General features: G+C 43.0%; 10 protein-coding genes and 1 riboswitch. Of the genes, 5 read left to right on the forward strand and 5 right to left on the reverse strand.

Annotation, left to right across the window (positions count from 1 at the left end; translation table 11 throughout):
• Positions 1–10 precede the first annotated feature (10 nt).
• On the reverse strand, positions 11–1,267 hold the full coding sequence (tyrS, locus tag QM923_RS06570) for a tyrosine--tRNA ligase (RefSeq protein WP_414291300.1): 1,257 nt from the start codon (positions 1,265–1,267) through the stop codon (positions 11–13).
• 183 nt (positions 1,268–1,450) lie between these two features.
• Here tyrS and mutL point away from each other — a divergent pair, with 183 nt between their 5' ends.
• From mutL to QM923_RS06585, 3 genes are all read left to right on the forward strand, one after another.
• A complete protein-coding gene (gene mutL, locus QM923_RS06575) occupies positions 1,451–3,400 on the forward strand; it encodes a DNA mismatch repair endonuclease MutL (protein ID WP_414291301.1) in 1,950 nt (649 codons plus the stop codon).
• 119 nt (positions 3,401–3,519) lie between these two features.
• Positions 3,520–4,113 (forward strand): Holliday junction branch migration protein RuvA, encoded by a 594-nt coding sequence (ruvA, locus tag QM923_RS06580; protein WP_414291302.1) that lies wholly within the window; start codon positions 3,520–3,522, stop codon positions 4,111–4,113.
• Between the two features lie 9 nt (positions 4,114–4,122).
• On the forward strand, positions 4,123–4,689 hold the full coding sequence (locus QM923_RS06585; RefSeq protein WP_414291303.1) for a DNA-3-methyladenine glycosylase I: 567 nt from the start codon (positions 4,123–4,125) through the stop codon (positions 4,687–4,689).
• A 58-nt stretch (positions 4,690–4,747) separates the two neighbouring features.
• Here the strand turns inward: QM923_RS06585 and QM923_RS06590 are convergent, their stop codons facing one another.
• The 4 genes from QM923_RS06590 to QM923_RS06605 form a co-directional block, all read right to left on the reverse strand.
• Entirely contained in the window at positions 4,748–5,779 is a 1,032-nt protein-coding gene (locus tag QM923_RS06590; protein WP_414291304.1) for a S66 family peptidase, read from the reverse strand.
• Between the two features lie 155 nt (positions 5,780–5,934).
• On the reverse strand, positions 5,935–6,198 hold the full coding sequence (locus QM923_RS06595; protein ID WP_004250486.1) for a SemiSWEET family transporter: 264 nt from the start codon (positions 6,196–6,198) through the stop codon (positions 5,935–5,937).
• 200 nt (positions 6,199–6,398) lie between these two features.
• Positions 6,399–7,073 (reverse strand): DUF1129 domain-containing protein, encoded by a 675-nt coding sequence (locus tag QM923_RS06600; protein ID WP_414291305.1) that lies wholly within the window; start codon positions 7,071–7,073, stop codon positions 6,399–6,401.
• 12 nt (positions 7,074–7,085) lie between these two features.
• Positions 7,086–8,030 carry a magnesium transporter CorA family protein gene (locus QM923_RS06605; protein WP_004250490.1) on the reverse strand — a complete coding sequence of 315 codons (945 nt, stop codon included), beginning with the start codon at positions 8,028–8,030 and terminating at the stop codon, positions 7,086–7,088.
• A 142-nt stretch (positions 8,031–8,172) separates the two neighbouring features.
• On the opposite strand from QM923_RS06605, the gene uvrA reads away from it, so the two are divergent.
• Both uvrA and QM923_RS06615 read left to right on the forward strand, forming a co-directional pair.
• Positions 8,173–11,004, forward strand: coding sequence for an excinuclease ABC subunit UvrA (gene uvrA, locus QM923_RS06610; RefSeq protein WP_414291306.1), 2,832 nt, complete (start codon positions 8,173–8,175; stop codon positions 11,002–11,004).
• Positions 10,997–12,058 carry a M24 family metallopeptidase gene (locus tag QM923_RS06615; RefSeq protein WP_414291307.1) on the forward strand — a complete coding sequence of 354 codons (1,062 nt, stop codon included), beginning with the start codon at positions 10,997–10,999 and terminating at the stop codon, positions 12,056–12,058. Before uvrA ends, QM923_RS06615 begins: the two co-directional genes overlap by 8 nt.
• A 53-nt stretch (positions 12,059–12,111) precedes the next feature.
• A riboswitch (M-box (ykoK) riboswitch) is annotated at positions 12,112–12,265 on the forward strand.
• Positions 12,266–12,439 lie beyond the last annotated feature (174 nt).

The following is a 12,439-nucleotide window of genomic DNA, read 5'->3' on the forward strand; positions in this document are numbered from 1 at the left end:
CAGTCTGTTTTTAATATGTAAGGACGAAGTATTTTTTCTTACCACGTCGAATAACAGTCAATTCATTCTCTAATTTGTCTGCGTCACTCAAGACATAGTCAAGGTCTTGGATGCGGTAACCATTTACGTAGATAGCTCCGTTTTGTACGTCTTCACGGGCTTGGCGTTTTGAGTTAACCACGCCAGAAGATACGAGAAGTTCAACGATGTTGTGATTTTCGTCTGCCTGTACTTGGTAGTTTGGCACGCCACGAAGTCCTTGTTTGAGTTCTTTGACAGAAAGGTTTTTGATATTTCCGGCAAAGAGTTGCTCAGTGATGTTGAGGGCTTCTTTGTAGGCTTCTTCACCGTGGACAAGTGTTACAACTTCACGAGCCAGGACTTTTTGAGCCAAGCGTTCGTGTGGCGCCGCTTCAAATTGTTTACGGATCTCTTCAATCTCGTCAAGTGACAAGAAAGTAAAGATTTTCAAGAAACGAACAGCGTCAGCGTCCATGACATTCATCCAGAATTGGTACATTTCGTATGGAGAAGTCTTTTCGGGGTTGAGCCAAACAGCGTTCCCTTCAGATTTACCAAATTTTTTACCAGTCGCGTCTGTGATGAGTGGCACTGTGATAACGTGACCAGTCTTGTCAGCCTTACGACGAAGCAATTCGGTACCAGCAGTCATATTTCCCCACTGGTCAGAACCACCGATTTGAAGGGTTACATTGTGCTCTTGGTTAAGGACAAAGAAATCGTACCCTTGCATGATTTGGTAGGCAAACTCAGTGTAAGAAATCCCTGTTTCAATACGTTTCTTCACAGACTCCTTGCTCATCATGTAGTTGACAGTGAAGTATTTTCCGATATCACGGAGGAAGTCAATGAAGCTGATACTGCCAAACCAGTCGTAGTTATTGACCATGACAGCTTTATTTTCACCATTTTCAAAGTCAAGAAAGCGAGAAAGTTGTCCTTGGATAGACTTGACCCAGCCATCTACTGTGTCTTTTGTTTGGAGACTACGTTCAGCATCTTTGAAGGACGGATCTCCGATGAGACCTGTAGCACCGCCAACGAGCGCATATGGTTTGTGACCTGCTAACTGCAAACGACGACTGGTCAAGATTGCGACAAGGTGACCTAGGTGAAGGCTGTCAGCAGTTGGATCGTAGCCAGTATAATAAGAAACTTGACCTTCTTCTAGGGCTTTACGCAAAGCTTCTTCATCAGTCGTTTGAAAAATCAAACCACGCTCTTTTAGCTCATCAAAAATGTGCATGTGTCTTTTCTCCTTTTTAAAATATTATTTCTACCTATTTTACCACAAAATTGGCAAATAACCTAGTAAAATCGGGAAGAAAGTTGCTACTCGGACTTTTTTGGAAACGAGTGAAATATGGTATAATAGCACTAGCTTATTTTCAGAGAAATAGATAAAAATAGTTAAGAAAGGGGCTGAAAGATGTCTCATATTATTGAATTGCCAGAAGTCTTGGCCAACCAGATTGCAGCAGGAGAAGTTATCGAACGCCCTGCTAGTGTAGTCAAGGAGCTAGTTGAAAATGCCATCGATGCCGGCTCAAGCCAGATTATCGTAGAGGTTGAAGAAGCTGGACTTAAGAAAATCCAAATCACAGATAATGGTCACGGGATTGCCCACGATGAGGTCGAGTTAGCTCTCCGTCGTCATGCGACCAGTAAGATTAAGAATCAAGCGGATCTTTTTCGGATTCGGACCCTCGGCTTTCGTGGTGAAGCCCTGCCCTCTATCGCATCTGTTAGTGTTTTGACTTTGTTGACAGCGGTGGACGGTGCAAGTCACGGGACCAAACTAGTGGCTCGTGGGGGAGAAGTTGAGGAAATCAATCCAGCGACCAGTCCTGTGGGGACTAAGGTTTGTGTGGAGGATCTCTTTTTCAATACACCGGCTCGTCTCAAGTATATGAAGAGCCAGCAGGCAGAGTTGTCTCATATCATTGATATTGTCAATCGTCTGGGGCTAGCCCATCCGGAGATTTCTTTTAGCCTGATTAGTGATGGCAAGGAAATGACACGAACAGCTGGTACGGGTCAACTGCGTCAAGCCATTGCTGGAATTTATGGTTTAGCCAGTGCTAAAAAGATGATTGAGATTGAGAATGCTGACCTAGACTTTGAAATTTCTGGTTTTGTCTCATTGCCTGAATTGACACGGGCTAATCGCAACTATATCAGTCTTTTTATCAATGGTCGTTATATCAAAAACTTCCTGCTCAATCGTGCTATTTTAGATGGTTATGGCAGTAAGCTCATGGTGGGGCGTTTTCCGCTGGCTGTGATTCACATCCAGATCGATCCTTATCTAGCAGATGTCAATGTGCACCCGACCAAGCAAGAGGTGCGGATTTCCAAGGAAAGAGAACTGATGGCGCTGGTTTCAGAAGCTATCGCAAAGAGTCTCAAGGAACAGACCTTGATTCCAGATGCCTTGGAAAATCTGGCAAAATCTACTGTTCGCAATCGTGAAAAGGTGGAGCAAACGACTTTGCCACTGAGAGAAAATACGCTCTACTATGAAAAAAATGAACCGACAAGACCGACACAAGCTGAGGTAGCAGACCATCAGGTGAACCTGACTGAAGAGAAACAGGATTTAAATCTGTTTGCTAAGGAAACATTGGACCAGATGACCAAGCCAGCTAAATTGCATTTTGCAGAGAGAAAGCCTACTAGCTATGACCAACTGGACCATCCAGAGTTAGACCTGGCTAGTCTTGATAAGGCTTATGATAAGTTGGAGCGGGAAGAATCTTCAAGCTTCCCAGAGTTGGAATTTTTCGGTCAGATGCATGGAACCTATCTCTTTGCCCAAGGTCGAGATGGCCTTTACATCATAGATCAGCACGCGGCTCAGGAACGGGTTAAGTATGAGGAGTATCGTGAGAGCATTGGCAATGTTGACCAGAGTCAGCAGCAACTCCTAGTGCCCTATATCTTTGAATTTCCTGCGGATGATGCCCTTCGTCTCAAGGAAAGAATGCCTCTCTTAGAGGAAGTTGGTGTCTTTCTAGCAGAGTACGGGGAGAATCAATTTATCTTGCGCGAACATCCCATTTGGATGGCAGAGGAGGAAATTGAGTCTGGAATCTATGAGATGTGCGACATGCTCCTCTTGACCAAGGAAGTTTCAATCAAGAAATACCGAGCTGAACTAGCCATTATAATGTCCTGCAAGCGGTCCATCAAGGCTAACCACCGTATCGATGACCACTCGGCTAGACAGCTTCTATACCAACTCTCCCAATGTGACAACCCATACAACTGTCCACACGGACGTCCTGTTTTGGTGCATTTTACTAAGTCGGACATGGAAAAGATGTTCCGTCGCATTCAGGAAAATCATACTAGCCTCAGAGAGCTAGGAAAATACTAATACTCTTCGAAAATCTCTCTAAACCTCGTCAGCTTTACCTTGCCTAACTCAAGTTATGCCTACGGTTAGCTTCCTAGTTTAGATTTGATTTTCATTGAGTATAAATTGAAGGGAAAATTATGTACGAATATCTAAAAGGTATCATTACCAAAATTACTGCCAAATATATCGTCCTTGAGGCAAATGGTATCGGCTACATTTTGCACGTGGCTAACCCTTATGCCTACTCAGGACAAGTCAACCAAGAAGCACAAATCTATGTGCATCAAGTTGTACGTGAAGATGCTCATCTACTTTACGGTTTTCGTTCAGAAGACGAGAAAAAGCTCTTTCTTAGCTTGATTTCTGTATCAGGCATTGGCCCTGTTTCCGCTCTTGCCATCATAGCAGCTGATGACAATGCAGGCCTCGTTCAAGCTATCGAGACCAAGAATATCACCTACTTGACTAAATTTCCTAAAATCGGGAAGAAAACAGCCCAACAGATGGTCTTGGACCTAGAAGGTAAGGTGGTTGTGGCAGGCGATGACCTCCCTGCTAAGACTGCAGCTCCATCTAGCAGTGACAACCAAGAATTGGAAGAAGCTATGGAAGCCATGTTGGCCTTGGGCTACAAGGCAGCAGAGCTCAAAAAAATCAAGAAATTCTTTGAAGGAACTTCTGATACAGCTGAAAACTACATCAAATCTGCCCTTAAGATGTTGGTGAAATAGGAGAACTCTATGCCTAAACGCTGTGGCTGGGTTAAAATGAACAACCCTCTCTATGTAGCCTACCACGATGAGGAGTGGGGGCAACCCTTACATGACGACCAAGCGCTTTTTGAGTTGCTCTGCATGGAGACCTATCAGGCTGGTCTTTCTTGGGAAACAGTGCTTAATAAACGCCAAGCCTTCCGTCAAGCTTTTCATGGTTACCAAATTCAAGCGGTCGCAGAGATGTCGGATGAAGAATTGGAAGCTTTGATGGATAATCCAGCTATCATCCGCAATCATGCTAAGATATTTGCGACGCGCACCAACGCTCAAGCATTTTTACAAGTTCAAAAGGAGTATAATTCTTTTGACACCTATCTCTGGTCTTTTGTAGATAGGAAAACCATGGTCAATGATGTTCCTGATTATGCCCAAGCCCCTGCCAAGACGACTTTATCTGAGAAAATATCCAAGGATCTCAAAAAACGAGGCTTCAAATTTACTGGACCAGTCGCTGTCTTGTCCTATCTGCAGGCTGCAGGGCTAGTTGATGACCATGAGAATGATTGTGAATGGAAGGGTGGAAATAAGTGACGTTAGATGTCTAGAACATCTGAGAGTATAGAAAAAAGCTGAGAAATTCTTCCCAGCTTTATTTGTTATAGTCAAAGCGAATGACTTGCTCCGTTGCGTCTACATGGGCGTGGACTCCAAAGGGAACAATTGCTCTTGGTGTGGCATGGCCAACGTTTAGATTATAGACAATCGGGATAGTGCTATCAATGGTGTCCATTAAAGCCTCCTTATAGTTGTCATAGAAAGTTTCATCCATAGGTTTTCCGACCAAGAGTCCACTGATGACTTCAAATATCCCAGTTTCTTTTAAAGCCTGCAACATTTTTTTGAAAACATCAGGTTCAGGCTTTTCTTCACTTGTTTCTAGCAATAGAATCTTTCCTTTCCAGTCGGATAAGTCAGGGAAGAGTCTGTACTTTTGGCAGAGTTCTGTACTGTCTACATATCGAGAGTTGTCAAAGATATCGTAGAGGGATTCGAGGCAACCACCGAGGATTTTTCCCTCGAACTGGGCAGTTCCTTGTAACAAGTCAAAACCTGTATTTGTATGGCTGACACGAGGTGTTCCCAGAGCCTTGGGACTGAAGTCAGTTCTTTCCTCATACCAAAGGTCGCTAGGGCGGATTTCTGAGATTTTTCCAGTCTCAATCAATTCTTTAAAGTAGTGGAGGCTGTATGGCAACATTTCTTTGTCTAACTCACAAATGTCTGCTAAAAAGGATTGACCATAAAAAGTCTTGATTCCTAGTTTATGCAACATGAGGTGGTTCATAGTTGTATCCGAGAAGCCAAGAAAAATTTTTTGTTTGATAACCTTTTGTAGTTGGTCATTTTCAAAAAGATAAGGCAATAAACGATAGGTATCGTCTCCACCGATGGCGCATAGGATCATGTCGATGCTATCATCAGAAAAGGCCTGAATTAAATCCTCTGCACGCGCTTCAGGATGTTCTTTGATAAAGTCTAAGCCTTTTAGTGAATGAGGTAAAAAGATAGGATTGAGTCCGAGGTCTTTGAGACGTTGGACTCCCAAGTCCACTTCGTGTTTGGCAAAGTCCTCTCCGATAATCCCACTAGATAAACTTATAATACCAATAGTAGAAACCATATCTCATCCTCCTAGAAATAAATTGATGCTATTGTACCACAAAAGATGAGGGGAAACAACAAGAATTAGAGTCAGAAGAAGGCTTTTAGATCAAGAAAGTAAGCAAAAAGCAACCAATCGTGTGGTTACTTTTTCTTTTTATATTAGTTGCATTCTTATAGAGCAGTAAGGAAGGTCAGTCCGCCAAGGATAACCCCAGCCGAGTTTGGAATGATTAGAATCCAGTCTTTCTTAGGCTCTTTTGTCCATCCATAAATGACCCAGATTAAGCAAGAGACTGCTGCTGATAAAGGTTGAAATGGTTGAGCTTTATTTCCTTGTAAATTGGCAAAAATTTGGGGGATGTAGGCTATAAATACAATAATCCCGATAAAGGCACCAATTGAACCAACAATTTGATTAATTCTCTGTTTAGTCATATATATTTCTCCTTATTACTTTATTAGTATAACAGAAAAACAACTTGGATTCAAGGACAAAACCTCGGGATTCTAAGGAAAGACTTTACATTAGAACGTTTTTAGAAAATGTAGCTACTTTTCTTTGGAGAATAAAAAAAAGCTTTGGAGCCATAATAAAAGTAGTCTGTCTGTAAAACACACTACTTTTATTGTTTATCTTAATATCTAGCAGGTCCGGCACTTGCGCTCTTGATGTTGAAACGTTTTTTGAGGTAGAAACGTAGGGCAAGGAGAGCTCCTCCAATGACCAACAAAACAAGAGGTGGTAAGCTGATGTTGATGGCTTGTGGAAGGAAGTTGCTCAAGAAGAGAATGAGAACCCAGGCAAACATGGTTGCTAACATAACCAAAAGTGATTTCCAGAATGGTGGGCGTTGGCTACGGTCAGTATCTGGTCCGTAGTAGCGGTAAATGAAGTGGTAGAGAAGATAGAAGGCAACTCCACCAAAGGCCCCTACACTGATAAGTGTTACCAATCCGTAGGCCACAGGTTGGTTTGAGAAGAAGCTCATCAAGGCGCTAACTACTGCAAATAATCCTGTGATGAAAAGGGCTGAATCCAACATCATCAATTTTGGATCGTCATTTTCCTTTGGATGTTCTTTTTCGTATTGCTCTTTTTCGCTGAAACTATGAGCCCAGTGAGTTGGTGCTCCGTAGATAGAACGAGCTGTCGCTCCTTTTGGTTGTTCTTCGAGGATATGAGGAATGACTTCTTCAAGGATAGCCTTGATTTCAGCATCTGTTTTTCCGTCCTTGAGAAATTGCTGGGTTGCAATATGGATAAATTCCTGGTTTTTCTTTGTTAATTCTTTTAAATCAATCTGTGACATAATAACTCCTGTTTAGAACCATTTTTTATGGATGAGGTAAAGAGTGAGAGAAACACTCATAGCAAAGGCGATAAAGACGATGAGCCAGAAAGCATGCGGTTCTCCGTTTAAAGGGATTTCATTGTCCTTAAAGTTCATTCCGTAAGCTGAGAAAATCATAGTCGGGATAGACATAACGATGGTCACGAGGGCCAAGGTTTTCATGATATTGTTCTGGTTGTTTGAAATGATAGAGGCAAAGGTCTCTGTCATAGAGTGAAGGACGTTTCCATAGATGTCCGCCATCTCGATGGCCTGTTGCGTTTCAATCAAGGTATCTTCGAGTAGGTCTTCGTCTTCAAGGTATTTCTTAATATTGCTAGTTGCGCTGGTCAATTTTTTAATCACGCGCTCATTTGTCTTAAGAGAGGCCTTGAAGTAGACGATGGTCTTTTCCAACTCCATGAGTTCAATCAATTCTTCATTTCGAGTAGATTTGTGAAGTTGGGTTTCGATTTGCTCACTCTTACGTTCGATTGAACGTAGGGCAGTTAGGTAAATCTCCGCATTGCGGTAGAGGATTTGGAAGATAAAGCGCGAACGCATAAAGGTATAGAAATTCCGAAGTCTCCGATTGATAAAGACATCTAGAAGTGGTAGAGGTTCCAAACAAGTGGTAATGATAGCCTCCTCTGTGATGATAATCCCCAAGGGAATGGTCACATAGTAGGTACGGTTATTTCTCTCCTCGGTAATGGGAACGTCTACGATGATCAGAGTGTATTCATCTTCAATGGTAATACGAGACATTTCTTCGGCATCGAGTGGTGCACGGAGGTCAGCGATATCAATATCAAAAGCAGAAGCGATTTCCATCGATTCGCTCTGGGTAGGATTGACGAGATTGATCCAAGTGCCCGGCTGGAGCGTATCGATCTCTTTAAATTCAGTTGTTGTTGAGAGAAAGACTTGTTTCATATCTCCTATCCTTTCCTAATCTATTCTGTGTTTAAGTGATTTTTAGCACCGTACTATTATACTACAAATTCGGCTTTTTTGGTAATAGAATTTCACTTTTTTTGGTATAATGGAAAGCAACAATGGACTAGAAAGAAGTAACATGCAAGATAAGATTGTCATCCATGGGGCACGCGCCCATAATTTAAAAAATATTGACGTGGAAATTCCACGTGACAAGCTAGTTGTGGTGACGGGGCTGTCGGGTTCGGGCAAATCCAGTCTTGCCTTTGATACCCTGTATGCAGAAGGGCAACGTCGCTATGTAGAGAGTCTATCAGCCTACGCTCGTCAGTTTTTGGGCAATATGGAAAAACCAGATGTGGACTCTATCGATGGTCTCAGCCCTGCCATTTCTATTGACCAGAAAACGACTAGTAAAAACCCTCGCTCAACTGTAGGAACTACGACGGAAATCAACGACTACCTACGTCTCCTCTATGCACGTGTAGGAACACCCTACTGTATCAATGGGCATGGAGCCATCAAGGCTTCGTCTGTAGAGCAGATTGTAGACAAGGTTTTGGAATTGCCAGAACGCCAGCGTCTGCAGATTTTGGCTCCTGTTATTCGTAAGAAAAAAGGGCAACACAAGACGCTGATTGAAAAGATTCAAAAGGATGGTTACGTTCGTGTCCGTGTCGATGGGGTTGTCTATGATGTGACCGAAGTTCCTGACCTTGAAAAGAATAAGCAACATAATATCGATGTGGTGGTAGACCGTATTATCATCAAAGAAGGTATCCGTAGTCGTCTCTTTGATTCCATCGAAGCAGCCCTTCGTATCGCAGAAGGTTATGTGGTTATCGATACTATGGATGATTCGGAGTTGCTCTTTTCAGAACATTATGCCTGCCCAGTCTGTGGTTTTACAGTTCCAGAACTAGAACCTCGTCTCTTCTCCTTCAATGCACCGTTTGGTTCTTGTAGCGAGTGTGATGGTTTGGGGATCAAGCTAGAGGTTGATACGGACTTAGTCGTACCAGATGCTAGCAAGACCCTTCGTGAAGGAGCCTTAGCGCCTTGGAATCCTATCTCTTCTAACTATTATCCAAATATGTTGGAACAAGCCATGACAGCCTTCGGAGTGGACATGGATACTCCTTTTGAGGATTTGTCGGAGGCGGATAAACATCTTATCTTCTATGGTTCAGATGGTAAAGAGTTCCATTTCCATTATGAAAATGAATTCGGTGGAGTTCGTGATATCGATATTCCTTTTGAAGGTATTATAGGGAATATCAAGCGTCGCTATCATGAAACCAATAGCGACTACACTCGTACTCAGATGCGTCTTTATATGAATGAGCTAACCTGTGGTACTTGTCACGGTTATCGCCTCAACGATCAGGCCTTATCCGTTCGTGTAGGAGGAGAGAAAGCTCCTCATATTGGAGAAATTTCAGACCTCTCCATCGCAGACCATTTGGAAGCTATTGAACAGTTGACCCTATCAAAAAATGAAGCCATTATTGCTCGTCCGATTCTTAAGGAAATCAAGGATCGCTTGACCTTCCTCAATAATGTCGGTCTTAACTATTTAACGTTATCCCGTTCTGCAGGAACATTATCAGGTGGGGAGAGCCAACGTATTCGCTTGGCAACCCAGATTGGTTCCAATCTCTCAGGAGTCCTCTATATCTTAGATGAGCCGTCTATCGGTCTTCACCAGAGGGACAATGACCGCCTGATTGCCAGTCTGAAAAAGATGCGTGATTTGGGGAACACCTTGATCGTGGTAGAACACGATGAAGATACCATGCGTGAGGCAGATTATTTGATTGACGTTGGTCCTGGTGCAGGGGTCTTTGGTGGAGAGATTGTAGCAGCAGGAACGCCTAAGCAGGTAGCTCGCAACAGTAAGTCAATTACAGGACAGTATCTGTCAGGGAAACGTGCGATTCCAGTACCGACGGAACGCCGTATAGGCAATGGTCGCTTTATCGAGGTGACTGGGGCGCGTGAGAACAACCTACAAAATATCACCGCTCGCTTCCCACTCGGGAAATTCATTGCGGTGACAGGGGTCTCTGGCTCAGGGAAGTCGACACTTATTAACAGCATCCTCAAAAAAGCCATTGCTCAAAAGCTCAATCGCAATTCAGACAAGCCTGGAAAGTTTAAGGCGATTACAGGGATTGAGCATATCGATCGTCTGATAGACATTGACCAGAGTCCAATTGGACGAACACCGAGGTCTAATCCTGCTACCTATACAGGTGTATTTGACGATATTCGTGACCTCTTCGCTCAGACAAATGAAGCCAAGATTCGTGGCTATAAGAAGGGTCGTTTTAGTTTTAACGTCAAGGGCGGTCGCTGTGAGGCCTGCTCGGGTGATGGGATTATCAAGATTGAGATGCACTTCTTGCCAGACGTATACGTAGCTTGTGAAGTCTGCCATGGGACTCGCTACAACAGTGAAACCCTAGAAGTTCATTATAAAGAAAAAAATATCTCGCAAGTCTTGGATATGACCGTCAACGATGCGGTGGAATTTTTCAAACACATTCCGAAAATTCAACGCAAACTCCAAACGATCAAGGATGTAGGTCTAGGTTATGTGACCTTGGGACAACCAGCTACGACACTATCTGGTGGAGAAGCGCAGCGTATGAAGCTGGCTAGTGAGCTCCATAAACGCTCGACAGGTAAGTCCTTCTACATTCTAGATGAACCGACAACTGGTCTTCATACAGAGGACATCGCTCGACTACTCACCGTTTTGTCTCGCTTTGTTGATGATGGTAATACAGTTCTCGTGATTGAGCACAATCTAGATGTCATCAAAACAGCAGACCATATCATCGATTTAGGTCCAGAAGGCGGTGTTGGTGGTGGTATCATCATTGCAACAGGAACTCCAGAGGAAGTAGCTGCCAATGAAGCAAGCTATACAGGACAGTATTTGAAAGGAAAGTTACATCATGAATAAACGTGTGCAAGCATTTCTCGATAAAATGCAAGAAAAAGAACTAGATGGAATCATTATCAATAACCTTAAAAACGTCTATTATTTGACAGGATTTTGGGGTTCAAATGGTACGGTCTTTATCAGTCGTGACCGTCAAATTTTGGTGACGGATGCCCGCTATATCATCGCTGCTAAGCAGGAAGTTACTGGTTTTGAGATTTTTGCAGAACGTGACGAGTTGGCTACTATTGCAAAAATTACAAAAGATACGGGTCTTTCTCGTATCGGGTTTGAAGATGAAATCTCGGTTTCTTATTACCACCGCATGCAAGCTGCTTTTGAAGGTTTGGAATTAATTCCTCAGACACAGTTTGTTGAAGCGCTTCGCATGATTAAGGATGAGACAGAGATTGCGACTATTCGTAAGGCTTGTTCTATCTCTGACCAAGCTTTCCACGATGCCCTTGAATTTATCAAGCCAGGGAAGACTGAAATTGAAATTGCCAACTTCCTTGATTTCCGCATGCGTGAGCTGGGAGCGGCAGGCTTGTCTTTTGATACCATCTTAGCGAGTGGCATCAACTCTTCTAAACCCCATGCTCACCCAATGCACAAGCCAGTAGAACTAGGCGAAGCTATCACTATGGACTTTGGATGCCTTTACGAGCATTATGTGAGTGATATGACTCGTACCATCTACCTAGGCCATGTCAGCGACGAACAAGCAGAAATCTACAACACTGTTTTAAAGGCTAACCAAGCATTAATTGACCAAGCTAAGGCTGGCTTAGGTTTCCGTGACTTTGACAAAATCCCTCGTGATATCATTGTGGAAGCAGGCTATGGACAATACTTTACACACGGTATCGGACACGGTATCGGACTTGATATCCACGAAGAGCCTTACTTTAGCCAAACTTCTACAGAAGTTATCAAAACTGGTATGGTCTTGACTGATGAACCTGGTATTTATATTGAAGGTAAATACGGGGTTCGTATCGAAGATGATATCTTGATTACAGATACAGGTTGCGAGCTATTAACCCTAGCTCCAAAAGAATTGATTGTAATCTAAGAAAAATGAGATAAATCGTTGACTTTTATTAGTTAAAGGTTTATACTGAAAGGCGAAAACGGTAGGTGAGGCTACCATAGGGATACGGATGACTACCGCAAAGCAGTGGAGACACTACTCGTTGGTCAACAGTCCTGGTCGCGAAGGTCAAGACTAAGCTCATTACATCGCCCTATGGAGTTAAAGCTTGAACGAAAACAGATAATAAGTTTTTTAGTCCTACCATTTTATGGTAGGATTTTCTGCTGTTTTAAAACAAAGAAAGGAGACAAACGATGCAAATTGACGATCATCCAGAACCGCACATACACAGCCAATCGCTGATTTGTGTCGTTCTGTCCCTATAAAGTGATTGGTCTCTGTGTATGATACTCTTCGAAA

The organism is Streptococcus infantis (genome assembly GCF_047463275.1).
In the GTDB taxonomy this organism is placed as follows: Bacteria; Bacillota; Bacilli; order Lactobacillales; family Streptococcaceae; genus Streptococcus; species Streptococcus infantis_AF.

What these genes read in the sequence shown, in the direction of transcription:
- ruvA (WP_414291302.1), top strand. Translation starts at nt 3,520, where the DNA reads ATGTACGAATATCTAAAAGGTATCATTACCAAAATTACTGCCAAATAT.
- QM923_RS06585 (WP_414291303.1), top strand. Translation starts at nt 4,123, where the DNA reads ATGCCTAAACGCTGTGGCTGGGTTAAAATGAACAACCCTCTCTATGTA.
- QM923_RS06605 (WP_004250490.1), bottom strand. Translation starts at nt 8,030, where the DNA reads ATGAAACAAGTCTTTCTCTCAACAACAACTGAATTTAAAGAGATCGAT.
- QM923_RS06590 (WP_414291304.1), bottom strand. Translation starts at nt 5,779, where the DNA reads ATGGTTTCTACTATTGGTATTATAAGTTTATCTAGTGGGATTATCGGA.
- tyrS (WP_414291300.1), bottom strand. Translation starts at nt 1,267, where the DNA reads ATGCACATTTTTGATGAGCTAAAAGAGCGTGGTTTGATTTTTCAAACG.
- uvrA (WP_414291306.1), top strand. Translation starts at nt 8,173, where the DNA reads ATGCAAGATAAGATTGTCATCCATGGGGCACGCGCCCATAATTTAAAA.
- QM923_RS06595 (WP_004250486.1), bottom strand. Translation starts at nt 6,198, where the DNA reads ATGACTAAACAGAGAATTAATCAAATTGTTGGTTCAATTGGTGCCTTT.
- mutL (WP_414291301.1), top strand. Translation starts at nt 1,451, where the DNA reads ATGTCTCATATTATTGAATTGCCAGAAGTCTTGGCCAACCAGATTGCA.
- QM923_RS06600 (WP_414291305.1), bottom strand. Translation starts at nt 7,073, where the DNA reads ATGTCACAGATTGATTTAAAAGAATTAACAAAGAAAAACCAGGAATTT.
- QM923_RS06615 (WP_414291307.1), top strand. Translation starts at nt 10,997, where the DNA reads ATGAATAAACGTGTGCAAGCATTTCTCGATAAAATGCAAGAAAAAGAA.